General features: G+C 63.5%; 22 protein-coding genes. 5 read left to right on the top strand and 17 right to left on the bottom strand.

What is annotated here, in order from left to right:
* Nucleotides 1–46 precede the first annotated feature (46 nt).
* Nucleotides 47–556, top strand: coding sequence for a CinA family protein (locus tag ACIGJE_RS15795; RefSeq protein WP_415087252.1), 510 nt, complete (start codon nucleotides 47–49; stop codon nucleotides 554–556).
* Nucleotides 557–714: 158 nt separating this feature from the next.
* On the opposite strand, the gene ACIGJE_RS15790 is transcribed toward ACIGJE_RS15795, so the two are convergent.
* Nucleotides 715–1,185 (bottom strand): type II toxin-antitoxin system RatA family toxin, encoded by a 471-nt coding sequence (locus ACIGJE_RS15790; protein WP_415087253.1) that lies wholly within the window; start codon nucleotides 1,183–1,185, stop codon nucleotides 715–717.
* A gap of 158 nt (nucleotides 1,186–1,343) precedes the next feature.
* Between ACIGJE_RS15790 and ACIGJE_RS15785 the strand changes: the two genes are divergently transcribed.
* Nucleotides 1,344–2,270 (top strand): bifunctional helix-turn-helix transcriptional regulator/GNAT family N-acetyltransferase, encoded by a 927-nt coding sequence (locus tag ACIGJE_RS15785; RefSeq protein ID WP_415087254.1) that lies wholly within the window; start codon nucleotides 1,344–1,346, stop codon nucleotides 2,268–2,270.
* A 182-nt stretch (nucleotides 2,271–2,452) separates the two neighbouring features.
* Here the strand turns inward: ACIGJE_RS15785 and ACIGJE_RS15780 are convergent, their stop codons facing one another.
* The 10 genes from ACIGJE_RS15780 to ACIGJE_RS15735 form a co-directional block, all read right to left on the bottom strand.
* Nucleotides 2,453–3,985, bottom strand: coding sequence for an alkaline phosphatase family protein (locus ACIGJE_RS15780; RefSeq protein WP_483677905.1), 1,533 nt, complete (start codon nucleotides 3,983–3,985; stop codon nucleotides 2,453–2,455).
* A 283-nt stretch (nucleotides 3,986–4,268) separates the two neighbouring features.
* The gene (gene lipA / locus ACIGJE_RS15775) at nucleotides 4,269–5,231 is read right to left on the bottom strand and encodes a lipoyl synthase (protein WP_483677903.1); all 963 of its coding nucleotides are present in this window, start codon (nucleotides 5,229–5,231) and stop codon (nucleotides 4,269–4,271) included.
* Nucleotides 5,232–5,364: 133 nt separating this feature from the next.
* Nucleotides 5,365–6,804 carry a dihydrolipoyl dehydrogenase gene (gene lpdA, locus ACIGJE_RS15770; protein WP_311938153.1) on the bottom strand — a complete coding sequence of 480 codons (1,440 nt, stop codon included), beginning with the start codon at nucleotides 6,802–6,804 and terminating at the stop codon, nucleotides 5,365–5,367.
* 84 nt (nucleotides 6,805–6,888) lie between these two features.
* Nucleotides 6,889–7,440, bottom strand: a complete 552-nt coding sequence (locus tag ACIGJE_RS15765; RefSeq protein WP_311938151.1) for a hypothetical protein — start codon at nucleotides 7,438–7,440, stop codon at nucleotides 6,889–6,891.
* Entirely contained in the window at nucleotides 7,437–8,804 is a 1,368-nt protein-coding gene (locus ACIGJE_RS15760) for a pyruvate dehydrogenase complex dihydrolipoamide acetyltransferase (RefSeq protein ID WP_483677901.1), read from the bottom strand. Before ACIGJE_RS15760 ends, ACIGJE_RS15765 begins: the two co-directional genes overlap by 4 nt.
* 10 nt (nucleotides 8,805–8,814) lie before the next feature.
* Nucleotides 8,815–10,185, bottom strand: a complete 1,371-nt coding sequence (locus ACIGJE_RS15755) for a pyruvate dehydrogenase complex E1 component subunit beta (protein WP_394309235.1) — start codon at nucleotides 10,183–10,185, stop codon at nucleotides 8,815–8,817.
* Between the two features lie 57 nt (nucleotides 10,186–10,242).
* Complete coding sequence (pdhA, locus tag ACIGJE_RS15750; protein WP_311938146.1) at nucleotides 10,243–11,301, bottom strand: pyruvate dehydrogenase (acetyl-transferring) E1 component subunit alpha; 1,059 nt, start codon at nucleotides 11,299–11,301, stop codon at nucleotides 10,243–10,245.
* Between the two features lie 264 nt (nucleotides 11,302–11,565).
* Nucleotides 11,566–11,880 carry an FtsB family cell division protein gene (locus ACIGJE_RS15745; protein WP_068290812.1) on the bottom strand — a complete coding sequence of 105 codons (315 nt, stop codon included), beginning with the start codon at nucleotides 11,878–11,880 and terminating at the stop codon, nucleotides 11,566–11,568.
* Nucleotides 11,881–12,066: 186 nt separating this feature from the next.
* Nucleotides 12,067–13,347: a phosphopyruvate hydratase gene (eno, locus tag ACIGJE_RS15740; RefSeq protein ID WP_311938143.1), complete on the bottom strand. Its 1,281-nt coding sequence runs from the start codon at nucleotides 13,345–13,347 to the stop codon at nucleotides 12,067–12,069.
* 97 nt (nucleotides 13,348–13,444) lie between these two features.
* The gene (locus tag ACIGJE_RS15735) at nucleotides 13,445–13,942 is read right to left on the bottom strand and encodes a tellurite resistance TerB family protein (RefSeq protein WP_311938141.1); all 498 of its coding nucleotides are present in this window, start codon (nucleotides 13,940–13,942) and stop codon (nucleotides 13,445–13,447) included.
* A gap of 275 nt (nucleotides 13,943–14,217) precedes the next feature.
* On the opposite strand from ACIGJE_RS15735, the gene queF reads away from it, so the two are divergent.
* Nucleotides 14,218–14,679, top strand: coding sequence for a preQ(1) synthase (gene queF, locus ACIGJE_RS15730; RefSeq protein ID WP_068290819.1), 462 nt, complete (start codon nucleotides 14,218–14,220; stop codon nucleotides 14,677–14,679).
* A gap of 90 nt (nucleotides 14,680–14,769) precedes the next feature.
* Here the strand turns inward: queF and kdsA are convergent, their stop codons facing one another.
* From kdsA to ACIGJE_RS15705, 5 genes are all read right to left on the bottom strand, one after another.
* Nucleotides 14,770–15,603: a 3-deoxy-8-phosphooctulonate synthase gene (gene kdsA, locus ACIGJE_RS15725; RefSeq protein WP_311938139.1), complete on the bottom strand. Its 834-nt coding sequence runs from the start codon at nucleotides 15,601–15,603 to the stop codon at nucleotides 14,770–14,772.
* Nucleotides 15,604–15,697: 94 nt separating this feature from the next.
* A complete protein-coding gene (locus ACIGJE_RS15720) occupies nucleotides 15,698–16,573 on the bottom strand; it encodes a VOC family protein (protein WP_483677897.1) in 876 nt (291 codons plus the stop codon).
* 87 nt (nucleotides 16,574–16,660) lie between these two features.
* Entirely contained in the window at nucleotides 16,661–18,289 is a 1,629-nt protein-coding gene (locus ACIGJE_RS15715; protein ID WP_311938135.1) for a CTP synthase, read from the bottom strand.
* A 225-nt stretch (nucleotides 18,290–18,514) separates the two neighbouring features.
* A complete protein-coding gene (secG, locus tag ACIGJE_RS15710; protein ID WP_483677895.1) occupies nucleotides 18,515–18,904 on the bottom strand; it encodes a preprotein translocase subunit SecG in 390 nt (129 codons plus the stop codon).
* Between the two features lie 120 nt (nucleotides 18,905–19,024).
* Entirely contained in the window at nucleotides 19,025–20,722 is a 1,698-nt protein-coding gene (locus ACIGJE_RS15705) for a lysine--tRNA ligase (RefSeq protein ID WP_415085299.1), read from the bottom strand.
* A gap of 155 nt (nucleotides 20,723–20,877) precedes the next feature.
* On the opposite strand from ACIGJE_RS15705, the gene ACIGJE_RS15700 reads away from it, so the two are divergent.
* Nucleotides 20,878–21,513: a MarC family protein gene (locus ACIGJE_RS15700; RefSeq protein ID WP_068290829.1), complete on the top strand. Its 636-nt coding sequence runs from the start codon at nucleotides 20,878–20,880 to the stop codon at nucleotides 21,511–21,513.
* A gap of 140 nt (nucleotides 21,514–21,653) precedes the next feature.
* On the opposite strand, the gene ssb is transcribed toward ACIGJE_RS15700, so the two are convergent.
* Nucleotides 21,654–22,142: a single-stranded DNA-binding protein gene (gene ssb / locus ACIGJE_RS15695; protein WP_068290831.1), complete on the bottom strand. Its 489-nt coding sequence runs from the start codon at nucleotides 22,140–22,142 to the stop codon at nucleotides 21,654–21,656.
* Nucleotides 22,143–22,563: 421 nt separating this feature from the next.
* On the opposite strand from ssb, the gene ACIGJE_RS15690 reads away from it, so the two are divergent.
* Nucleotides 22,564–23,004, top strand: a complete 441-nt coding sequence (locus tag ACIGJE_RS15690) for a hypothetical protein (protein ID WP_311938128.1) — start codon at nucleotides 22,564–22,566, stop codon at nucleotides 23,002–23,004.
* Nucleotides 23,005–23,113 lie beyond the last annotated feature (109 nt).

Raw genomic sequence — 23,113 nt, 5'->3', positions numbered from 1 at the left:
TTCAAGAGCGGACAGGATGTCCGCGCTCCGAGTGAGGATACCGGCCATGAATGACGAGATCTTCTTCGAACAAGCCACCAAGGTGCTCGCGGCTTGCCGAGCCAAGGGCCTCATGGCCGCAACGGCGGAATCATGCACCGGCGGGCTGGTCGCCGGCGCCCTCACCGCTATTCCGGGCTCGTCCGACGTGGTCGATCGCGGCTTCGTCACCTATTCCAACGAGGCGAAAGCGCAGATGCTCGGCGTCTCGCCGGACCTGATCGAACGCGACGGCGCGGTGAGCGAAAGCGTCGCCTTCGCCATGGCGGAAGGAGCGGTGCTCCATTCGCGCGCCGGTCTGGCCGTGGCGATCACGGGCGTTGCCGGCCCTGGCGGCGGCACGGCCGCCAAGCCCGTCGGCCTCGTGCATTTTGCGGCCTGGAGCCGTCAAGGGCCGCGCCTGCATGTCGAGCGCCGCTTTGGCGACCTGTCGCGCTCACAGATCCGCAGGCACGCGGTCGAGCAGGCTCTCGACCTCCTGCTGAGACTTGCCGGCGAGATCAGGGTGACCGTCTAACATTACAGTTGTGTTTTCATGCGAAGGGGACCCGGAGTGTCGGCCTCCCGGCTGACGTCGTGAAAGGAAGCGCTTGCCGGCAAGCGGGCTGTCAGCCGGGAGGTTGACACTCCCCTCAACCGATGCTCCTGCTCCCTCACGCGAACGCAACCATAGCGCTAAGACGCCGCGATCGCCTTGCGGCCATAGACGACATCCGCCCTTTTCTCGAAGGCCTCGGCGAAACGACGGAAGGCGGCCTCGAACATCGCCCCCATCAGCATGCCGAGCGTGCGGGAGCGGAAACTATAGTCGATGAAGAACTCGACGACGCAGCCCCCTGCCCCGTCATCCTTGAAGGACCAACGATTCTCCAGATGGCTGAAGGGGCCATCGAGATATTCGACCAGGATCTGCAGCTTGTCCCTGTCTATGGTCACGCGGCTGGCAAAGGTTTCTCGGATCAGCTTGTAGGCCACGGTCATGTTGGCGACCATGACCAGCCGTCCATCGTCCTGCGGCTGGCGGCTGCGCACCCGCAGCGCCGAGCAGAGCGGCACGAAGAGCGGGTATTTTTCGACATCGGCCACCAGATCGAACATGTCGGCAGGCGAATGCTTCACGCGGCGCGTGGTACGGAAAGAAGGCATGATCAAACTCCGATGCCTTCATATAGGGATCGGCCAGCAGGCAAAACAGTTTAATCGCCGGGTCCGGACGGCAAAGAGCGGAGTCGGCCCACGATTTCGTTTGACAAATCGACACTTGATTCAAATGTTGACTAAGTCAACATTCAATGGCTCCTCCCATGTCCGTCATCGACGATATCCGTGACTTCAACCGCTTCTACACCCATAAACTGCGCCTGCTCGATCGGCACATGCCTGCCAGCCCCTTCCCTTTGCCGGAAGCGCGCGTGCTCTACGAGCTCGCCACTGCCGGGGAACAGACGGCCGCCGACATCGGCCGGCGCCTCGACATGGACAAGGCACATCTCAGCCGGATCGTCGCGCGCCTGAAGGCCCACCGGCTGGTGGAAAGCCGCACCGACCCTGCTCATGCCCGCCGCGATCTGCTGTCGCTGTCGCCTGCGGGACGCCATGCCTTTGCCGAGCTCGAAGCCGGTACCACCGCGCAGCTCGACACCCTGCTCTCCCCTCTCGGGGACGGAGATCGCGGCCAACTCGTCGGCGCGATGCAGGAGATCAAGAAGCTGCTCGACGTAAAGGAGCCTTCGCCACAGCCTATCATTCTCCGCAAGCCCCGGCCCGGGGATCTTGGCTGGGTCATCCATCGCCAGGCCCAGCTCTACCACCAGGAATATGATTGGGACTGGACCTATGAAGGGCTGGTCGCCACCATCCTGGGTGATTTTGCCGCCAACTTCGATCCGGCGCGCGAGGATGCCTGGATTGCCGAACTCGACGGACGTATCGTCGGCTCGATCTTCCTGATGAAGAGCGATGCCCCCTCCATTGCCAAGCTGCGCCTGCTGTATGTCGATCCCAGCGCCCGCGGACATGGACTGGGCAAGAGGTTGGTGCGCGCCTGCATCGAGCGCGCCCGAGCCCTCGGCTATGCCTCCCTCACGCTATGGACCAACGACGTCCTGGCGGCGGCAAGGAAGATCTATCAGGCCGAAGGCTTCCAGCTGGTGGCGGAAAACCGCCACCATTCCTTCGGCAAGGACCTCGTTGGCCAGACCTGGACGCTGGATCTCGAACGAGCTTGCTAGAGCATCGTGCCGAAAAATAGACACCGGTTTTCGGCAAAAGCGATGACAACAACAACCTACAGCATCGGACTCGAGTCCGATGCTGCCCTCGCCGGAAGGCAGAGCCAGGTTTGGCAAAGCGACGGCAGCAGGAGGATTGCTCCTCCGGCTGCACTTGCAGGGGACGACTGTCGCCAGCCTCGTTATTGCTGGCTCTTGGCCTTCAGCCTTTCGCCGATCTTCGAGGCGAAGTTCATGACGTGGAAGGTGTAGTTCTCTTCCACCGTGCCCTGGAACAGGTGCGCCCAGGGCCCGATGGCATAGATGCCCAGATCTTCGCCGCCATGGGTTTCGCTCGACAGCGGCACCAGCGAGTGCTGCACGAAGTCGGGCTTGGTGGCTTCCTCCGTTGTCAGCATCGGCCGTTCCTTGGGCTGCTTGTAGCCGCCTGGACCGTTGGCGAAGCCGATGGTGGTATAGGTCTTGCCGTCGGTGCCGTAGATCGGTTCGTCGTCGACCCCGACGGAAATGCCGAGGATCGGGTTGCCGCGCTTGGCATAGCCGGCCATCGTCAGGGTATGGCTGTGGTCGCCGGTGACCACGATCAGGGTCTCGTCGAGGTTGACCTTGCGCAGAACCGCCTTGACGGCTTCGTTCATCGCCGCGGCATCGGAGAGCGTGCGATAGGCATTGGACTCATGGCTGGCATGGTCGATCCGCCCGCCCTCGACCAGGAGGACATAGCCTTCGGGATTGCGCGAGAGGATATCGATGCTCTTTTCCGCCATCTCCGCGAGGGAAGGTTCGCCTGCCTTGTCCTTGGGGCGGTCATGCTCGTACTGCATGTGCGAAGGCTCGAACAGGCCGAGCAGATGATCGGTCTTGGCCGGATCGATGGCCGCGAACTGCTCCTTGTTCCAGACATAGGCCCCCTTCTCGCCATAGCGATCGAGCCAGGCCTTGGTGAGGTCCTTGCCGTCCTTGCGTCGGCCCTGTTTCTTGGCGGCGTCGCCATATTCGAAATCGGGTGTTCCGATCGGCATGAAATTGGCGCGGCCGCCGCCCATGGCGACTTCCAGCCCGTCGCCATACCGCATTTCCACCAATTGGCGCGCAATGTCGGCGCAGCCGGCCGCCACCGCCTCGGCCGGCATCAGGCCATCATCCTCCCAATCGCGATTGGCGATATGCGCATAGGTCGCCCCGGGGGTGGCGTGAGTCAGGCGCGCCGTGGTGACGGCGCCGGTCGACATGCCCAGCGTCTCCGCCATTTCCCACAGGGTCGTGACCTGCTTGGTCTTCTGGTCCTCGCAGGAATCGAGCTTGGCGGTGTGGTTGAGGCCCATCACGTCGTTGATGGTCTTGACGCCCGCGGTCATCGCCACCGCGCTCGGGGCGGAATCGGTGATCTGGGCGTCGGACGAATAGGTCTTGGAGGCCGCGAGATAAGGAAAGCCTTCCCAGGCAAGCACATTGGATTCGCCATCGACCCCGCGCTGCTGCCCTTCGAAGATGCGCGCGGCCGTCACGGTCGAAAAGCCCATGCCGTCGCCGACGAAGAGGATGACGTTCTTGGCCCGGTTGGTGTTCTTCTGCAGCTTGAGGATGGTTTGGAGCGTGGCGTCCGCCTGCTTGAAATAGGGATCGTCCGCCTGGACCACCTTGGCATCCTCGGCCCAGGCGCTCGTCGTTGCCATGAACAGCAAGGCAGCGCCAAGCGAAGCACCGGAAGTCATTCTTCGTTTCAGTGATGTCTTCATTTTTCCTCCCCCAGCATTGGCAACGCGCCTGTGAAGCCGGCGCGCCAGGGGAAAGACTAAGGCATTTCCAAGGGAACGTGACAGATTTTTGACAGACAAAATCCATCAAAAACAATACATTACATAAAATACACAATTCGCCAGTGCGCACATCAACGAAGCGCGCGCTCCGCATGACGGCCTGTAGACCAACCAATAGGCTGAAGGACCGGCCTCGGCATAGCCCGAAGCCGCAAGGCCGGATCCCCTTGCTGACGACCTAGGCCCGGCCGAGCTTGGCTGCCCGATTGGCTTTCAGCCGGGCAAAGTCGTCGCCAGCATGGTGAGACGAGCGTGTCAGCGGCGAGGAGGAAACCATCAGGAAGCCCTTGGTGTAGGCCACCGTCTCATAGCTCTTGAACTCGTCCGGCGTGATGTAGGCGACCACCGGATGGTGCTTGCGCGAGGGCGCCAGATACTGGCCGATGGTGATGAAATCGACATTGGCCGAGCGCAGATCGTCCATCAGCTGCAGGACCTCGTTCCGCTTCTCGCCGAGCCCGACCATGATGCCGGACTTGGTGAAGATGGAGGGGTCGAGCTCCTTCACCCGCTGCAGCAGCCGCATCGAATGGAAGTAACGCGCGCCGGGGCGGACGGTGAGGTAATTGGAAGCAACCGTTTCCATATTGTGATTGAACACGTCCGGCTTGGCCGCCACCACGATCTCGAGGGCGCCTTCCTTGCGCAAGAAGTCCGGCGTCAGGATCTCGATGGTGGTGCCGGGCGAATGGTGGCGGATCGCCTTGATCACTTCGGCGAAATGCTGGGCGCCGCCATCCTTGAGGTCGTCGCGGTCGACCGAGGTGATCACCACATGGCTGAGGCCGAGCTTGGCCACGGCGATGCCGGTGTGCTCGGGCTCCTTGGGATCGAGCGGGCCGGGCATGCCGGTCTTGACGTTGCAGAAGGCGCAGGCCCGCGTGCAGGTGTCGCCCATGATCATGAAGGTGGCGTGCTTCTTGTCCCAGCACTCACCGATATTGGGGCAACCCGCCTCCTCGCAGACGGTGACGAGCTTGTTCTCCTTGACGATCGCCTGGGTGTCACGCCAGCCCGGCGAGCCCGGCGCCTTCACGCGGATCCAGTCCGGCTTGCGCAGCATGGGCTGATCCGGCCGGTGCGCCTTCTCGGGATGGCGCGGCCGATTGTCGTTGTTGAGGAGATCGAGGACGACAGCCATGACAAGCCTTTCGCTTCATTGAGGCCGATATATCAGGAAAGCCTGCGCTTCACCATTGCCGGGCAAGCCCGGCTAGCCTCTCCCACACGCATGCCTGTTTTTCGCCGGCATGCGTGCAGGTCGTGCGCTCAATTTACATATGGATGGCGCGACCATAGGCGTCCAGGACGCTCTCATGCATCATTTCCGACAGGGTCGGATGCGGGAACACCGCATGCATCAGATCTTCCTCGGTGGTCTCCAGGTTCATGGCGATCACGAAGCCCTGGATCAGTTCGGTCACCTCGGCACCGACCATATGGGCGCCCAGCAGCCGGCCGGTCTTGGCGTCGAACACCGTCTTGACCAGGCCTTCGGGTTCGCCGAGAGCGATGGCCTTGCCATTGCCGATGAAGGGGAAGCGGCCGACCTTGACGGTATAGCCCGCCTCCTTGGCCTTCTTCTCGGTCAGGCCGACGCTGGCGATCTGCGGCGTGCAATAGGTGCAGCCGGGGATCTTGTCCTTCTCGAAGGCGTGCGGGTTCTTGCCGGCGATCGCCTCGACGCAGACCACGCCCTCATGCTCGGCCTTGTGCGCCAGCATCGGCGGGCCGGCAACGTCGCCGATGGCGAAGATACCGGGCACATTGGTCTTGCCGAAACCGTCGACCACCACGCAGCCGCGATCGGTCTTCACGCCGAGCTTCTCCAGGCCGAGATTCTCGATATTGCCGACCACGCCGACAGCCGAGATCATGCGGTCGGCCTCGATCACCTGGGACTTGCCGTCGGCCGTCTCCACCGTCGCCTTGACCGAATTGGCGGTCTTTTCGACCTTGGTCACTTTGGCGTTGGAGAGGATCTTCATGCCGGCCTTCTCGAAGCGCTTGCGCGCATGGGCGGCGATTTCCTCGTCCTCGACCGGCAGGATCTGCGGCAGCACCTCGACCACCGTGACTTCGGCGCCGAGGGTGCGATAGAAGGAAGCGAACTCGATGCCGATGGCGCCCGAGCCGACCACGATCAGCGACTTGGGCATGTCCGGCGGCACCATGGCATCGAAATAGGTCCAGATCAGCTTCTTGTCCGGTTCGAGGCCCGGCAGAACACGCGGACGCGCCCCGGTGGCCACGATGATGTTCTTGGCTTGATAGGTTCCCGGTCCCTGAGCGCCCTTGGGCGCCGGGATCGCTGGCCCTTGCACCGACTTGGTCGAGGCCTTGACCACGATCTCACCGGGCTTGGTGATCTCGGCTTCGCCCCAGATCACGTCGACCTTGTTCTTCTTCAACAGGAAGCCGACGCCGGTGGCCAGCTGGGCAGAAACGCCGCGCGAGCGCTTGACCACCGCGCCGACATCGGCGCTGATCGAGCCGCTGAGCACCAGGCCGAAATCCTTGGCGTGCTGGGAATTGTGCAGCACCTCGGCCGAGCGCAGCAGCGCCTTGGTTGGGATGCAGCCCCAATTGAGACAGATACCGCCCAGATGCTCGCGCTCGATCACGGCCGTCTTCAGGCCGAGCTGCGCGGAACGAATGGCGGTGACGTAACCGCCGGGGCCTGAGCCGATCACGATGACGTCGTAGGAACTCATTTGGGGTCTCCTCTTGGGCCTGGCGCCGGAAACGCTCGTCGTCTCGGCACCGGGTCGGAAATCAGGTCTCAGATCGTCCGATTGCTAGCCTGCATTGGCGGCAGGCGCCGCCGTTGGGGTCGTCGCGGCCGGGGCTGCCCCCGCCGGCGAGGTCCGGGGCTGGGTCTTCCAATCGCGGGCGAAGGCGCATTTGTAATACCCCGTCGCGATATTGAGGGTCCGCGGCAGCTCCACGCAGATCACGGGCTTGCCCGTCCCCTGCTGGGGGAGCGGCTGTCCGGTGGCCGGATCGATCGCCGGCGCGGCGGCAGGCTGGCCGGGAGCCGACGGGCGATCAAGCGTGGTCTTGCTCGAATCCAGCACGCTCCAGGCCACCGGGACCACGCCGGGAACCCCGTCCCGCCAAGCCCGGCCCGAGCCGTCCGCGTCAAGCGTGACGCGATAGCCCTCACCGATGGAAGCGATGCCGGACATGGCGATTTCGCGTGCCTGATCCATGGTTGGTTCAGGCTTGGGCGGGGCTGCAACGATGGGCTTGCCGGCAAGGCCGGGGGTATTGCAGCCCCCGAGGCCTGCCGCCAGCACCAGGATTGCGATACCTGGCGCCCAAGCTCGTCCTGCGGTCCTGCCGTTCAAACCAGCATCCCCATGGGCTTTTCGATATAGCCCTTGAAGGCTTGCATCAGTTCGGCGCCCAGTGCGCCGTCGACGGCGCGATGATCGGTGGAAAGCGTCAGCGACATGATGGTCGCCACCTTGACCTCACCGCCCTGCACCACCGGCTGCTTGATGCCAGCGCCAACCGCCAGGATGGTGGCGTGCGGCGGATTGACGATGGCCGCAAACGACTTCACCCCGAACATGCCGAGATTGGAGACCGAGCCGGTGCCGCCCTGATATTCCTCGGGCTTGAGCTTGCGGCTCTTGGCCCGCGCTGCAAGGTCCTTCATCTCGTTGGAGATGGCCGACAGCGTCTTGCTTTCCGCCGCGCGGATGATCGGCGTGATCAGGCCGCCCGGGATGGAGACGGCGACGCCGACATCGGCATGCTTGTGCTTGAGCATGGCGCCGTCGGTCCAGGAGACATTGGCATCCGGCACGGCCTTGAGCGCCAGCGCATAGGCCTTGATCACCATGTCGTTGACCGAGACCTTGAAGGCGGGCTTGCCTTCCTTGGTCAGCGGCGCACCGTGGTTGATCTGTTCGCGCAGGGCCAGCAGGGCATCGATCTCGACTTCCACCGTCAGGTAGAAATGCGGGATGGTCGACTTGGCCTCGGTCAGGCGGCGCGCAATGGTCTTGCGCATGCCGTCATGCGGAATTTCTTCGAAGGAACCGGGAGCGAACAGCTTCTTGGTGGTCTCGTCGGAGGTGCCGGCCGGCGCAGCCGGAGCAGGCGCGGCCTGGGGAGCCGCCGCGGCCTGGGCCGGTGCCGCAGCGGGAGCCGCCTTGGCGCCGCCGCCGGCGATGGCCGCCTTCACGTCCTTCTCGACGATGCGGCCATGCGGCCCGGAGCCCTGGATGGCACCGAGGTCGAGGCCGGCCTCCTTGGCGAGGCGCTTGGCCAGAGGCGAAGCGAAGATCCGCGCACCGGCCTGGGCCGGAGCCGTTACAGGCGCCGAAGCAGGAGCGGCGGCTGGCGCAGGAGCACTCGAAGCGGCAGGAACCGGAGCAGCAGATGCCTCAGCAGCAGGAGCCTGAGCAGTCGCCTTGGGAGCCGGGGCACCGCCGGCGGCAGCAACCGCCTTGGCGTCCTCGCCCTCGCCGGCAATCACCGCGATGAGTTCGTTGACCGGCACGTCGGCGGTACCCTCCGGCACCACGATCTTGGCCAGCACGCCCTCGTCGACGGCCTCGACTTCCATCGTCGCCTTATCGGTCTCGATTTCGGCCAGCACGTCACCGGACTTGATGGTGTCGCCTTCCTTCTTCAACCATTTGGCCAGGTTGCCCTTCTCCATCGTGGGAGACAGAGCCGGCATCAATACATTCACGGGCATCGGCAACTCCTCAGCGATAGAGAACGGCTTTGGCCGCTCCGACGACTTCGGCCACGCTCGGCAGAGCCAGCTTTTCGAGGTTGGCGGCATAAGGCATCGGCACGTCCTTGCCCGAGACGCGCAGGACCGGCGCGTCGAGATAGTCGAAGGCCTGCTCGTTGACGCGGGCCGCGATCTCCGACCCCACGCCCGACTGCTGCCAGCCCTCCTCGACCACCACGCAGCGGCCCGTCTTCTGCACCGAGGCGATCACCGTGGCGGTGTCGAGCGGGCGCAGCGAGCGCATGTCGATGATCTCGGCATCGATCCCCTCGCCTGCCAGCGCCTCGGCCGCCTTCAGCACATAGGTCATGCCGATCGACCAGGCGACCAGGGTGATGTCCTTGCCCGGCTTGACCACCTTGGCCTTGCCGATCGGCAGGACGAAGTCGTCGAGCTTGGGCACGGGATGGCTGTGGCCGTAGAGGATCTCGTTCTCGAGGAAGATCACCGGATTGGGATCGCGGATGGCGGCCTTGAGCAGGCCCTTGGCATCGGCGGCCGAATAGGGCGCCACCACCTTCAGGCCGGGCACATGCGAATACCACGAACCGTAGTCCTGGCTGTGCTGGGCACCCACGCGCGCCGCGGCGCCGTTGGGGCCGCGGAACACGATCGGGCAGCCCATCTGGCCGCCGGACATATAGAGCGTCTTGGCGGCGGAATTGATGAGGTGGTCGATCGCCTGCATGGCGAAGTTGAAGGTCATGAACTCCACGATCGGCCGCAGGCCCGTCATGGCCGCGCCGACGGCAATGCCGGCGAAGCCATGTTCGGTGATCGGCGTATCGACCACGCGGCGGGCGCTGAACTCCTGCAGCAACCCTTGCGTGATCTTGTAGGCGCCCTGATATTCGGCGACTTCCTCGCCGATCACGAACACGTTCTCGTCGCGACGCATTTCCTCGGCCATCGCGTCGCGCAACGCTTCGCGCACGGTCTGGGTGACGAATTCGGTGCCGGCCGGAACCTCCCCGGAAGCGTCGTGGGCATCCACCGGTGCCGGAGCCGACTGCGCCACGGCGGGTGCAGCGACGGCGGGAGCCGCCACGGGCGCGGCGGCCGGCTGGGCCGGTGCCGAGGCTGCCGGGGCGGCGGCTTCGCCTTCACCCTGGATGAAGGCGATCTTGGTGTTCACGGCGACATTGTCGGTGCCTTCGGGCACCAGGATCTGGGTGAGCACGCCCTCATCGACGGCTTCGACTTCCATCGTCGCCTTGTCCGTCTCGATCTCGGCGATCACGTCGCCGGACTTGATGGTATCGCCTTCCTTTTTGAGCCATTTGGAGAGCTTGCCCTGCTCCATGGTGGGAGAGAGGGCCGGCATCAGGATATCAGGCATGGGTGCCTCGAAGTCTGGAGAATGGGATTTACGCGAGCAGGCCGGGACGGCCGACCGTCACTTCAGGACGTCGGTCCACAGCTCCGAGGGATCGGGCTCGGGATCGTTGGTGGCGAAATCGGCGGAATCGTTGACGATGTCGCGGATCTCGGAATCGATCTTCTTCAATTCTTCCTCGCTGATGCCATGCTCGCCGAGCAGGCGTGCGCGGCTCTGCTCGATCGGATCATGCTCGGTCCGCATCTTCTGGACTTCGTCCTTCGTGCGGTACTTCGCCGGGTCCGACATCGAGTGGCCGCGATAGCGGTAGGTCAGCATCTCCAGGATATAGGGGCCCTTGCCGGAGCGGGCATATTCGATCGCCTTCTGGCCCGCCGCATAGATGGCGCGCACATCCATGCCGTCGACCTGCTCGCCGGGGATGTTGAAGGACAGGCCGCGACGGGAGAAATCGGTCTGGGCCGAGGCGCGGTTGACCGAGGTGCCCATGGCATATTTGTTGTTCTCGATCACATAGACGACCGGCAGCTTCCACAGGGCCGCCATGTTGAAGCTCTCATAGACCTGGCCCTGATTGGCGGCGCCGTCGCCGAAATAGGTCAGGCTCACCTTGCCGTCGGAGCGATAGGCATTGGCAAAGGCCAGGCCCGTGCCAAGCGACACCTGGCCGCCGACGATGCCATGCCCGCCATAGAAGGCCTTCTCCACCGAGAACATGTGCATGGAGCCGCCCTTGCCGTGCGAATAGCCGCCCCGGCGTCCCGTCAGCTCGGCCATGACGCCGCGGGGAGCCATGCCGGCCGCGATCATGTGCCCATGGTCACGATAGCCGGTAATGACCTGGTCGCCTTCGCGCGAAGCCATCTGCAGCCCGACCACGACGGCCTCCTGCCCGATATAGAGATGGCAGAAACCACCGATCAGGCCCATGCCGTACATCTGCCCCGCCTTCTCCTCGAAGCGGCGGATCAGCAGCATCTCGCGATAAGCGTTGAGCTCCTGTTCGCGGGAGAACGACGATGCCGTCTTGGTTGCCCCCGCTGCCTTGCCCGAGCGGGCGGCAGTCTTCGAAGCCTTGCTAGCGGTAGCAGCGGCCTTTGCGGCTGTAGCGGCCATGAACCCTCCGATTATTGGTGGCTAAGCTGAGGAAGTGCTAGCGCATCCAATATCAAAAAGCGAGAGCCACACCCAAATGCTGCAGTGCAACATATTGAACATGCAACACAATTATGAATTAACTTAAATTCAGTTCATTCAATAATGAACTCAATTCCTGTTATTCTTTTACACATTTTCGTCAAACTTCGGGACGGGCAAACAGCCGCCGCGAAACAGAAATCGATTTAGCGGCGGGAGGCCGCAACAAGTGGAAAGCCGCCCCTACTTGGTCAGCAAGACTACTTCGTCATTGGGGTGAACGAGGCCCAGCACGTCACGCGCTTTCTCGTCCAGCATGTCCGGATCGATCGCCTGCGACCTGAGCAGGTTCACACGCCGATCGAGAGCAGCATGTTCCTTCTGCAACAGAACCAGTTCGTTGCCCAGATCCTGCTTCTGCTGGTCGAATTGGTGCTGTGCCTGGATGCCATGCTCGCCATTGAAGGCCTGATAGGAGAAATAAGCGATAGCTGCGGCCGCTCCCGCCAGGAGCGCGAGCTGGTTCAGGATGGCGCGGATGCGTGTGCGAATGACCATGAGGGCATGGTTAAGTCCGGATGGTTGATATTCCGTTGACGCCGCTTGCTGCAGCGCAAAATCTACGGTGTTTCGTCCCCTTCCGCATGCTGGGCCGGCAGGACCGCCATGCAAAAATGCGGCCCAAATAAAAAGCCGGGGAGCAGAAGCCCCCCGGCTTTCGTTTTTACATCGCGTGAATCGGCCTCAGGCGAGTGCCTTCAGGGCAGCGCGGCCGCCATAGAGCGCCTGGGTGCCAAGGGCCTCTTCGATGCGCAGGAGCTGGTTGTACTTGGCCGTACGATCCGAGCGGGCCAGCGAGCCCGTCTTGATCTGCCCGCAATTGGTGGCGACGGCGAGGTCGGCGATGGTGGAATCCTCGGTCTCGCCGGAGCGGTGGGACATCACGGCGCGATAGCCGGCCTTGTGGGCCATTTCCACGGCGGCGAGCGTCTCGGTCAGGGTGCCGATCTGGTTGACCTTGACCAGGATCGCATTGCCCAGGCCCTTCTTGATGCCCATGGACAGGCGCTCGGTGTTGGTCACGAACAAGTCGTCGCCGACGAGCTGCACCTTGGAGCCTACCTTGTCGGTGAGCAGCTTCCAGCCCTCGAAATCGTCCTCGGACAGCCCGTCTTCGATCGACACGATCGGATAGTCCGCCGTCAGCTGGGCGAGATAGTCCGCCTGTTCTGCGATGGAGCGCTTCACGCCCTCGCCGCTGTAATCATAGACGCCGTCCTTGAAGAACTCGGTGGCGGCGCAGTCGAGGGCGAGCATCACGTCCTCGCCCGGCTTGTAGCCGGCCTTCTCGATGGCGCTCATCACGAAATCGAGCGCAGCCTTGGCCGACGGCAGGTTGGGGGCGAAACCGCCCTCATCGCCGACATTGGTGTTGTGGCCGGCATCCTTCAGGCCCTTCTTCAGGGTGTGGAAGATCTCGGCACCCATGCGCAGGCCTTCGGCGAAGGTCGGAGCACCGACCGGCATCACCATGAATTCCTGGAAGTCGATGGGATTGTCGGCATGCACGCCGCCATTGACGATGTTCATCATCGGCACCGGCAGGACGCGCGCGGCGGGACCGCCGACATAGCGCCACAGCGGCAGGCCAGCCGACTGGGCCGCCGCCTTGGCGACGGCGAGGGAGACGCCGAGAATGGCGTTAGCGCCGAGACGCGACTTGTTCGGCGTGCCGTCGAGATCGATCATGGCCTGGTCGATCTGGATCTGGTCTTCGGCGTCCAGACCGCCGAGCGCCTCATAGATTTCGCCATTCACGGCTTCGACCGCCTTTTCGACGCCCTTGCCGCCATAGCGCTTGCCGCCATCGCGCAACTCGACCGCCTCATGTGCACCGGTCGAGGCACCGGAAGGCACGGCCGCACGGCCCGTCGAACCGTCCTCCAGCAAGACATCGACCTCGACCGTCGGATTGCCACGGCTGTCCAGAATTTCGCGGGCGATGATGTCGCTGATGGCGGTCATGGGGCTGCTCCTGTTTGCGATGACGGATTGTTCGTCGCGCTCATAGCGGATGAACGGCCATGGCGAAAGAGCAAAACAACGTCACCAAACTGCCATCTCAGACACGCGCGGCCTTGGACGGCAATAGACGGGCCTGTACTTCGTCGAGCATTTCCTGCCGCGTCGGTGTCATACCGCCTGCAGCTTCGGCTACCTTATGCATGAGATCGATCAGATCCTTGCGCTCGTCTGCCGCAAGCTGTTTGTCGAAGAGCGGCGCCAATTCACGGAACAGCACCGAGAAGCTCGGGGTGTTGCGGGCGACATATTCCGCAAAGGTGCGATGTTCGACCAGCTTATCGCCATAACCGAACACAGTGCGGGCGGCTTCGTCGATCAGCTTTTCCGCAGCTGGCAGCACAGCGTGATCGACGCTGCCCAGCTTGATCAGCAGGGCGAGAGCGCCATCGCGCGCTTCCGTTACGGAGCGCACCGCCGCCTTTGCTTCCGCATCCCGAGCCCGCTGCAAGCGTCGCTGGCGCGCCGCCGCGCTGAAATAGGAGGCGATGACTTCATGCCCGTCAAAGCGGATCAGCCAAAAGACGAACCAGCCCATGAAGGCACTCAGGATCAAAGCAATGACCGGCATAGTATTCCCCAGCGTTAGTATGAAGGTCTTGCCACGAAATAGTCACATTGTCACGACAGCCGACATTGAGCCGCGCAAAGCATGTTCGCGCAGGAACACCTGTTTGCGCTCACAGCCTGTTTCGGCCTGCCTTCATGATCCTTGTCGATGACGGCAAATCGCAAAATGCCCTGGGAAACAGCTTGCATGGCTGTTGAAAATCGCCGATTGGCGAGCCGATTATCCGCGCATGGGAGACAGACATGCCCAGTTTCGACCCTTCCACGCTGCAGCTTGGCAGCGAAAGCAAGATCCCCGCCTCGCCCGAGGAAGCCCGGCTCGACAGAGTTCCCAATCCGCAGGCCGATACGCTCTATCTCGCCCGCTTCACTTGTCCTGAATTCACCTCGTTGTGCCCGGTGACGGGGCAGCCCGATTTCGCCCATCTCGTCATCGACTATGCGCCGAAGGACTGGCTGGTCGAGTCCAAGTCGCTCAAGCTCTATCTCACCAGCTTCCGCAATCACGGAGCCTTCCACGAGGATTGCACCGTGGCCGTCGGCCGCCGCCTCGTCGAACTGTTGGAGCCGCGCTGGCTGCGCATAGGCGGTTATTGGTATCCGCGCGGCGGCATTCCCATCGACGTGTTCTGGCAGACCGGCAAGCCGCCCGAAGAACTCTGGCTGCCCGACCAGGGCGTACCGACCTATCGCGGCCGGGGCTGAATCCGGGGCCGCCGGCCCGTCGGCCGGCTCTTCCTCGCAGGCAAGCGCCGCGTTTCCAAGAGCCGACCGGGAGGCCGGAGGCCCGGCCCCTCAGCCCTTGGCGATCGCGTCGAACTGCTTCAGGCGTGCCAGCAGCGCCTCGAGCTGGTCGAGCGGCACCATGTTGGGACCGTCGGACGGCGCGTGATCGGGATCCTGGTGGGTCTCGATGAAGACAGCGGCCACACCGACTGCCACGGCGGCGCGGGCGAGCACCGGCACGAATTCGCGCTGGCCACCGGTCGAGGTCCCCTGCCCGCCCGGCTGCTGCACCGAATGGGTGGCATCAAACACCACCGGCGCACCGATCTGCTCGGCCATGATCGGCAGCGCGCGCATGTCGGTCACCAGCGTATTGTAGCCAAAGGAGGCGCCGCGCTCGGTCACCAGCACGTTGGGATTGCCGGCCTCGGTGATCTTGGCGACGACGTTCTTCATGTCCCACGGCGCCAGGAACTGCCCCTTCTTGACGTTGACGACCCGGCCGGTACGGGCGGCCGCCACCAGGAGATCGGTCTGGCGCGAGAGGAAGGCTGGAATCTGCAGCACGTCGACGACCTCGGCGACCTTGGCGCATTGGTCGTTCTCATGGACGTCGGTAATGACGGGCACGCCGAACTTCTCGCGGATCTCAGCAAAGATCGGCAACGCCTTGTCCAGGCCGACGCCGCGAGCCCCCTTGGCCGAGGTGCGGTTGGCCTTGTCGAAAGAGCTCTTGTAGATCAGGCCCATGCCGAGCCTGTCGGTGATCGCCTTGATGCCGGTCGCCATTTCCATGGCGTGGTCGCGGCTCTCCATCTGGCAGGGGCCTGCGATCACGGTGAGCGGCAGCGCGTTACCGATGCGGAGCTTGCCAAGGGAAACGACGGAGTGGGCGACGGTCATGGGCGATCCTGGAACTGAGAGGTCATGCCGGAGATAAGGCTGCAGGCGCGCGAAGGCAAGTTCGACTCCCCTCGTGGAGCGGTTCTCTCTCCGCTCAGGCCCTGAGCTCTTCGAAAATCAGGGCTGTGCCGAAATTGTCGGCGGCCGCTACTGCCAGGTGCTTGCGATGGCGGACGAAGGGGATGCCTGCCTGATCGAGGCGGGCAGCCATGCCATCGAGGGGCGCCGTCACCTTGAAAGCGGCAAGGCGCGGACCATCGGCCAGCGATAGCGTCGGCTCAAGGCCGAGCACGTCACGGTAGCAGTCGGGCGACATTGCCTCCACCGTCCCGCGGGGCGTGACGATCGCCATGTTCCGGGCGCTGGCGCAGACCGCCCTCGATCCGGTGAAGGCTTCGAAGAAGGGCACGGTTGCCGCCGGCTCGGCGGCCAGCATGACGATGCCGCCAAGCTTGACGGCCCCGTTTGCATGGCGCTGGAAGTCGGGATTCCAGAAATTCTGCGGCTCGTGCTGCTGCGTGGCAAAAAAGCCTGACGCCGGCATGGCTGCGTCGGCGGCGAAGGCGAGCGTGAAGGCGACGCGGACCTCCGAACCATCGGGCCGCCTCGCCTGGCGTTCGAAAAAGAACGGCTCGAAACCACCGATACCGGCCTCGTCGAAGGCCAGCCTGTCGGCAGCGGCATCCTGCGCCTCGACCACCAGCATGGCGAAGCCGTCGCCATAGCGATCAAGATAATCTCGGGAGAAGGTGGCAAAACGCGAGCGATCGGCCCAGACGGCATCGGTGATGCCTTCGCTGCCGACCGTGATCAGTTCCAGGAAGGTGCCCGGGAACTGCACCACATGGTTCTCGGTGCCCCAGGGGTGGCGGTTGCGGGCGCCGACCGTGAAGCCAAGCGCCCGGTAATGCGAGGCAGCGGCCTCGAGGTCGCGAACGGCAAGAACGAGATGGTCGAGACCGCGTGACATGACGCAACTCCGGATGGGGAGCGGGTCTTCAGACCCGCTTGGAAACGAACCGGCCCATCAGGCGGGTCTGAAGACCCGCCCCCCCGATCACACCAGGCGGCTCTGTTCGACGGCGGCCGCGATGAAGCTCGAGAACAAGGGATGCGGCTCGAAGGGACGTGACTTCAGTTCGGGATGGTACTGCACGCCGATGAACCAGGGGTGGTCGGCATATTCGATCGTCTCCGGCAGCAGGCCGTCCGGCGAGGTGCCGCAGAATACCATGCCCTTGTCTTCCAGGCGCTCGCGATAGCTCATATTCACTTCGTAGCGATGGCGATGGCGCTCGGAGATCGAGACATTGTCATAGATACCGGCGATCTTGGAGCCCGGCTTCAGCGTCGCCTGATAGGCGCCGAGCCGCATGGTGCCGCCGAGATCGCCGCCCTGAGCGCGCTGCTCGAGTTCGTTGCCCTTCATCCACTCGGTCATCAGGCCGACGACCGGCTCCTTCGTTGCGCCGAACTCGGTCGAATTGGCATTCTTGATGCCGGCGAGCGAACGGGCGCCCTCGATCACCGCCATCTGCATGCCGAAGCAGATGCCGAAATAAGGCACCTTGCGCTCGCGGGCGAAGGTCACCGCCTTGATCTTGCCCTCGGCGCCGCGCTGGCCGAAGCCACCGGGCACCAGGATGCCATGGACGTGTTCCAGATGCGGAGCCGGATCATCCTGCTCGAAGATCTCGCTCTCGATCCAGTCCAGCTTGACCTTGACGCCATTGGCGATGCCGCCATGGGTCAGCGCCTCGGTAAGCGACTTATAGGCATCCTTCAGGCCGGTATATTTGCCGACGATGGCGATGGTAACCTCGCCCTCGGGATTGTGGATGGTCTGGGAGATCTTGCGCCAGCGCGACAGGTCCGGCTTGGGCGCATCCTCGATGCCAAAGGCGGCCAGCACCTCGGTGTCCAGCCCCTGCTCGTGATAGGCGATCGGCACGTCATAGATCGACGCGACGTCGCGCGCCTCGATCACCGCGGTCTCGCGCACATTGCAAAACAGAGCAAGCTTGCGGCGCTCTTCCTTGGGGATCTCCCGGTCGGAACGGCAGAGCAGGATATCGGGCTGGATGCCGATCGAGCGCAGTTCGGCCACCGAATGCTGCGTCGGCTTGGTCTTGAGCTCGCCGGCCGAGGGAATGAAGGGCAGCAGCGTCAGATGGGTGTAGATGCAGGCGCCGCGCGGCAAGTCGGACTTGATCTGACGGATCGCCTCGAAGAAGGGCAGGCCCTCGATGTCGCCGACGGTGCCGCCGATCTCGACCAGCACGAAATCCACGCCGTCATTGCCCTTGAGGACGAAGTCCTTGATGGCATTGGTCACATGCGGGATGACCTGGATGGTGGCGCCGAGATAGTCGCCGCGCCGTTCCTTGGTGATGATGTCGAGATAGATCCGGCCTGTGGTGATGTTGTCGTCCTTGGAGGCCGGACGCCCGGTGAAGCGCTCGTAATGGCCAAGGTCGAGGTCGGTTTCGGCCCCGTCGTCGGTGACGAAGACCTCGCCATGCTCATACGGGCTCATCGTGCCCGGATCGACATTGAGATAGGGATCGAGTTTGCGAAGGCGGACTTTGTAGCCGCGCGCCTGCAAGAGGGCGCCGAGGGCGGCTGAAGCCAACCCTTTTCCAAGCGAGGAGACCACGCCGCCGGTGATGAAAATGTACCGCGTCATGGACCCCCACTTAGACAAAAACACAATGATTCGACGAGCGGGCAATCGCTGCCCGCAGGATTATTTTCAAGTGACGCAAAGCGTTTTGCGATTTGGTGGAATCACCAAGAATCGCAAAGACGCGTCGGAACAATGAGTTAGAGCAAATAAGCGTTCGAGCTTGAACGCGCTTTACTCTAGGACGCTACAGTCCCAAGCCCGACAATCACGCTGCCGGGCTGTTCATTACGGCTTGGCCGGTGCAGCCGGTTCGCCACCGCCCTGCAGCTGGTCGAACACCGATCCGCCATTGGACGGGGCCGGAGCCGCCGGTGCGGGCTGGGCAGGCGTGGCCGGCTGGCTGGTCGGCGCGGCCGGACGATATTGGTCGAGCAGCGAACCACCCGGACGGCTCTGCTGATTGGCAAGAATCGTCAAGAGCAGGCTGGTGATGAAGAAGGCAGCCGCGAGGCCCGCCGTCGTCCGCGTCAGCAGATTCGCCTGGCCGCGTCCGGTCATGAAACCGCCCGAGCCGCCGCCGATGCCGAGCCCCCCGCCTTCGGAGCGCTGCAACAGCACCACAACAACAAGGGCCAGGACCACCATCAGGTGGATCGAGATGAGAACGGTTTGCATGGACTGATCCGGAAAGAATTCGGGCGCGTTCCTACACGAAGCGAGGGCCGCTGACTACCCCTGTCATATGGGAAGCTGGCATGAGTTGCGCCAGCCCCCCGTTCTTGAAGCTCAGGCGGGCTACCTGGCGGCGACAAACGCCTCGTGCTCGCGCACGAGTTCGCCCGACAGCGCCTTGGCAATCAGGGTCCGTGTCTCCGGGATACCGTAGATCGCCGCAAAGGAGCCGAAGCGCGGACCGCGCTGCTCGCCCAGGAGAATGCGATAGAGCGTGTTGAACCACTCCAGCGAGACGCCGGGGCGCTCGGGCGTGGCGCCCTTGGCCTTGAAGTCCTGATAGGGCGGCAAGCTGCGGCCGACATCATAGACCTTGTCCTGTATCATCGCCGCATCGGCATCGGCCGGCAGCTCGCCGAGGGCGTCGGACAGCGCCATGAGGGCGGCGCGCTCGGCGTCATCAGGCACCGAATACTGCTTGGCCGGCTTCACGAAGTCCCGGAAATAGCGGATCGCGTACTCGACCAGCCTGTCGAGCTGCGGGTGGGTCTGCGGCGATGCGTCCGGCGCATGGCGGCGCAGGAAGCCCCACAGCACGTCCTTGTTCTCCGCATTGGCGACGGCAACCAGATTGAGCAGCAGCGCGAAATTGATCGTAGTCCGCGCGCCTTCCTGGCCGATCGTCTCTGGGGCCGGTGGATTTCCGCCGTGAATATGCCAGACCGGGTTGCCGAGCTGGTTCTTGGCATCCTGTCGCCCGAATCCGCCCAGAAACTGCAGATACTCGTCGACGGCTCGCGGAATGACGTCGAAATGCAGCTTCTTGGCCGAGCGTGGCGACTGGTACATGTACAATGCCAGGCTCTCCGGCGTGGCATAGGTCAGCCATTCGTCGATGGTCAGGCCGTTGCCCTTCGACTTCGAGATCTTCTGGCCGTGCTGGTCGAGGAAGAGCTCGTAGACATAGTGCTCCGGGGCGGTACCGCCGAGGATCTCGCAAATGGCGTCATAAACAGGCGCGTTGGTCTGGTGGTCCTTGCCGAACATCTCGAAGTCGACATCGAGCGCCGCCCAGCGCGCGCCGAAATCCGGCTTCCATTGCAGCTTCACCTTGCCGCCGGTGACCGGCAGCGTCTTGTCGACACCGTCCTCATCGGTGAAGGTAATGGTACCCGCCTTGGCATTCACATCCTTGAGCGGCACATAGAGCACCCGCCCGCTGCTCGGAGAGATCGGCAGGAACGGCGAATAGGTCGCCTGCCGCTCCTCGCCGAGGGTCGGCAGCATGACGGCCATGATCTCGTCGTACTTTTCGGCAGCCTTCAGCAGCACGGCATCGAGCTTGCCGGATGCGTAATATTCCGTCGCGCTGGCGAATTCGTAGTCGAACCCGAACGTATCGAGGAAGCGGCGGAGCATGGCGTTGTTGTGATCGCCGAAGCTCTTGTAGTCGCCGCCAAACGGGTTGGGAACACGGGTCAGCGGCATCTGCAAATAGGGCTTGAGCGCTTCGGGATCCGGCACATTGTCCGGGATCTTGCGCATGCCGTCCATATCGTCGGAGAAGCAGAGCAGCCGGGTCGGGACGCGATCTTCCGTCAGCAGGCGAAACGCATTGCGCACCATGGTGGTCCGCGCGACCTCGCCGAAGGTGCCGATATGCGGCAGGCCCGAGGGACCATAGCCGGTCTCGAACAGGACCTCTTTCTTGTCGCCGGACCGCTTCTGCAGACGGGCGACGAGCTTCCTCGCCTCCTCGAATGGCCAGGCGGCGGAGACATTGGCGGCCGCGACGAGCTCGGCCGGATAGAGATTTGACATGTTCGATCCGATTTTTTCTGCTGCTTGTGGAGGGGAAGCCAGGCGGCGTGCGAGACGGCTTGATTTCCCTCGACCGCAAGCGGAAGGCACAGCCATATTCAGGCTGGGCCGCAGCGTCAATCTTGGCGCGAGCAAATGATCGATCGAGGGGCTTCATGACGCCGCTTCTGGACTATCTGACAGCCGCTCTCGTCACCCTGCTCGTGGTGGTCGATCCGCCCGGCCTCGGCCCGATCTTCCTGGGTGTCACGCGCGGCATGAACAAGGAGCAGCAGCATTCGGTCGGCTGGCGCGCCAGCGTGATCGGCTTCGGCGTGCTCGCCTTCTTCGCCATTGCCGGCGAACCCTTCCTCAGGCTGCTCGGCATCACCACCCCGGCCTTCCGCATCGCCGGTGGCCTCCTGCTGTTCGCCATCGCCTATGAAATGGTGTTCGACCGCTCCAACGTTCGCAAAAACGAAACCGCGGAGACCGCCATCACCAAGGATTTCATCTCCAATGTCGCCGCCTTTCCGCTGGCGATCCCGCTGATCGCCGGCCCCGGCGCCATCACGGCTGTGATGCTGCTCTCCGCCCAGGCCCATGGCGAGCCCGCCAAATTCGCCTCGCTGTTTCTCGTCATCGCCTTCGTCACGGCCTGCTGCTACGTCTCGTTCCGGCTGGCAGGGGTGATCAACAAGCTGCTCGGGATCACCGGCAATGTCGTGCTGACACGGCTTCTCGGCATCGTGCTGTCGGCCCTGGCGGTACAGTTCATCGTCGACGGGGTCAGGGCGATCGTGGCCGGATAGCGGGCCCGCAGCGCGTTCGGCTTCTTTTCCGTCACCGGGGCGGCGTGATGATCGCGCTTCATGACGCGCCCGACAGCAAAACGCCGGCCACAGGACGTGACCGGCGCTTCGGATAGCCTGTCGATGGGCCTCGTCCGATTTCAGAACGGGATGTCGTCATCCATGTCGGCCGAGGAGAACTTGCTCGAGCCGGCCGGTGCCGGGCGACGTTCCATCGGGCTCGACGAGCCGAAATCGTTGCCCTGATAGTCCCGGCCGCCATCGCCCTGCCCGCCGCCACGCGAATCCAGGAGGGTCATCTCGCCGCGATAGCGCTGCAGCACGATCTCGGTGGAATATTTCTCCACGCCCGAGGCATCGTTGTATTTGCGGGTCTGGAGCTGGCCCTCGAGATAAACCTTGGAACCCTTCTTCAGATATTGCTCTGCGATGCGCGCCAGCCCTTCATTGAAGATGACCACGCTGTGCCACTCGGTCTTCTCCTTGCGCTCGCCGGTGGCCTTGTCACGCCAGCTCTCCGTCGTGGCGATACGCAGGTTGACGACCGGTTCGCCCGAATTGAGCCGCCGCACTTCCGGATCGCGGCCGAGATTACCGACCAGAATGACCTTGTTCACCGAGCCCGACATCGAGGCTTCCTTCCTTCGCTTCACAGCCTGCCGGCCTAACCGGCCCGCACGCCCCATGGCGCCCCGAGGGGCGCCTCCATCATTCCTGCTCTAGCATGCTCCCGGCGCCGCACCCGCAAGGGATTTGGCTTCATGCACAATTAGTTTGTTCCATATTTGTTCGCACAATGCAAGCGCCTGACCTTAACTATCCGCTTACCAAACCGCGCCAAAGGCCCTGCCATGTCGAACTTGGCCATTTCGCCTCGAATCATGTGGGAATCTGCAGTATCCGGCCAAGAAAACCTTGCCTTTGCCCGATAACTTGCCCAACAAGCAGGTCGAAAATCCGAGCCGCGCTTTCCGTCATCGCTCTTTCGCCACATTGGGCGTGCAGGGGAGCCGCACACTTCAATTCTTAGTTCCATACGAGGGCAGCAACATGGCAGGACCAGGACAACAGCGCGAAGCGAGCGACGGGGCCAACACGGTAGCGGCTCTGGGTTTGCGGCGCGCCGCTTTGCGCGGCATGCTCGCTTCCCCGATCATCGATGCCGACGACCAGAAGGGCCTGCGCGACGAACTCGTCGCCGAACTGCGCTCCATCGCCAATTCGATCTCCCGCGCTCCCGCCAAGAACGCGGTCGAGCTCTGCGCCAAGCTCGACGTGCTCGGTGAGGAATATCGTCCCGACGGCGACAGCGGTTCCATTCGCGAGCTGATCGCCTCGATCCGCCGCGACGTCGTCAGCCTGACCGGCCGCCCTGCGGCCCAGGAGCGCGCCTCCTTCCAGACGATCCGCCCGCTGCACAATGCGCGCGCCGCCGAAACGACCCAGCAGCCGGCTGCGGCCGAAGCAGCTGGCGAAGCCAAGGCTGACTAAGCCTTTCTTCGTCGCCGGAAACATCACCCCCGCGGAGCGATCCGCGGGGGTTTTTCTTTGACTTCCGCCCTCCCCCTCTGGAACTGCCGGGAGCAAGGCGCGTCCGGTC

It is taken from the genome of Labrys sp. E2SS-1L (assembly GCF_057073705.1).
Note: the sequence above shows the minus strand (reverse complement) of the source record. Positions and strands in the feature narration are given on the sequence as shown.

Coding starts and splice junctions, on each gene's coding strand:
- ACIGJE_RS15780 (WP_483677905.1), bottom strand. CDS start 3,985: ATGACTTCCGGTGCTTCGCTTGGCGCTGCCTTGCTGTTCATGGCAACG.
- ACIGJE_RS15700 (WP_068290829.1), top strand. CDS start 20,878: ATGACGCCGCTTCTGGACTATCTGACAGCCGCTCTCGTCACCCTGCTC.
- pdhA (WP_311938146.1), bottom strand. CDS start 11,301: ATGGCCGCTACAGCCGCAAAGGCCGCTGCTACCGCTAGCAAGGCTTCG.
- lpdA (WP_311938153.1), bottom strand. CDS start 6,804: ATGAGTTCCTACGACGTCATCGTGATCGGCTCAGGCCCCGGCGGTTAC.
- ACIGJE_RS15755 (WP_394309235.1), bottom strand. CDS start 10,185: ATGCCTGATATCCTGATGCCGGCCCTCTCTCCCACCATGGAGCAGGGC.
- ACIGJE_RS15795 (WP_415087252.1), top strand. CDS start 47: ATGAATGACGAGATCTTCTTCGAACAAGCCACCAAGGTGCTCGCGGCT.
- ssb (WP_068290831.1), bottom strand. CDS start 22,142: ATGTCGGGCTCGGTGAACAAGGTCATTCTGGTCGGTAATCTCGGCCGC.
- secG (WP_483677895.1), bottom strand. CDS start 18,904: ATGCAAACCGTTCTCATCTCGATCCACCTGATGGTGGTCCTGGCCCTT.
- ACIGJE_RS15720 (WP_483677897.1), bottom strand. CDS start 16,573: ATGTCACGCGGTCTCGACCATCTCGTTCTTGCCGTTCGCGACCTCGAG.
- ACIGJE_RS15735 (WP_311938141.1), bottom strand. CDS start 13,942: ATGGGCTGGTTCGTCTTTTGGCTGATCCGCTTTGACGGGCATGAAGTC.
- lipA (WP_483677903.1), bottom strand. CDS start 5,231: ATGGCTGTCGTCCTCGATCTCCTCAACAACGACAATCGGCCGCGCCAT.
- ACIGJE_RS15690 (WP_311938128.1), top strand. CDS start 22,564: ATGGCAGGACCAGGACAACAGCGCGAAGCGAGCGACGGGGCCAACACG.
- kdsA (WP_311938139.1), bottom strand. CDS start 15,603: ATGACCGTCGCCCACTCCGTCGTTTCCCTTGGCAAGCTCCGCATCGGT.
- eno (WP_311938143.1), bottom strand. CDS start 13,347: ATGACCGCCATCAGCGACATCATCGCCCGCGAAATTCTGGACAGCCGT.
- ACIGJE_RS15785 (WP_415087254.1), top strand. CDS start 1,344: ATGTCCGTCATCGACGATATCCGTGACTTCAACCGCTTCTACACCCAT.
- ACIGJE_RS15760 (WP_483677901.1), bottom strand. CDS start 8,804: ATGCCCGTGAATGTATTGATGCCGGCTCTGTCTCCCACGATGGAGAAG.
- ACIGJE_RS15790 (WP_415087253.1), bottom strand. CDS start 1,185: ATGCCTTCTTTCCGTACCACGCGCCGCGTGAAGCATTCGCCTGCCGAC.
- ACIGJE_RS15715 (WP_311938135.1), bottom strand. CDS start 18,289: ATGACGCGGTACATTTTCATCACCGGCGGCGTGGTCTCCTCGCTTGGA.
- ACIGJE_RS15745 (WP_068290812.1), bottom strand. CDS start 11,880: ATGGTCATTCGCACACGCATCCGCGCCATCCTGAACCAGCTCGCGCTC.
- ACIGJE_RS15705 (WP_415085299.1), bottom strand. CDS start 20,722: ATGTCAAATCTCTATCCGGCCGAGCTCGTCGCGGCCGCCAATGTCTCC.
- queF (WP_068290819.1), top strand. CDS start 14,218: ATGCCCAGTTTCGACCCTTCCACGCTGCAGCTTGGCAGCGAAAGCAAG.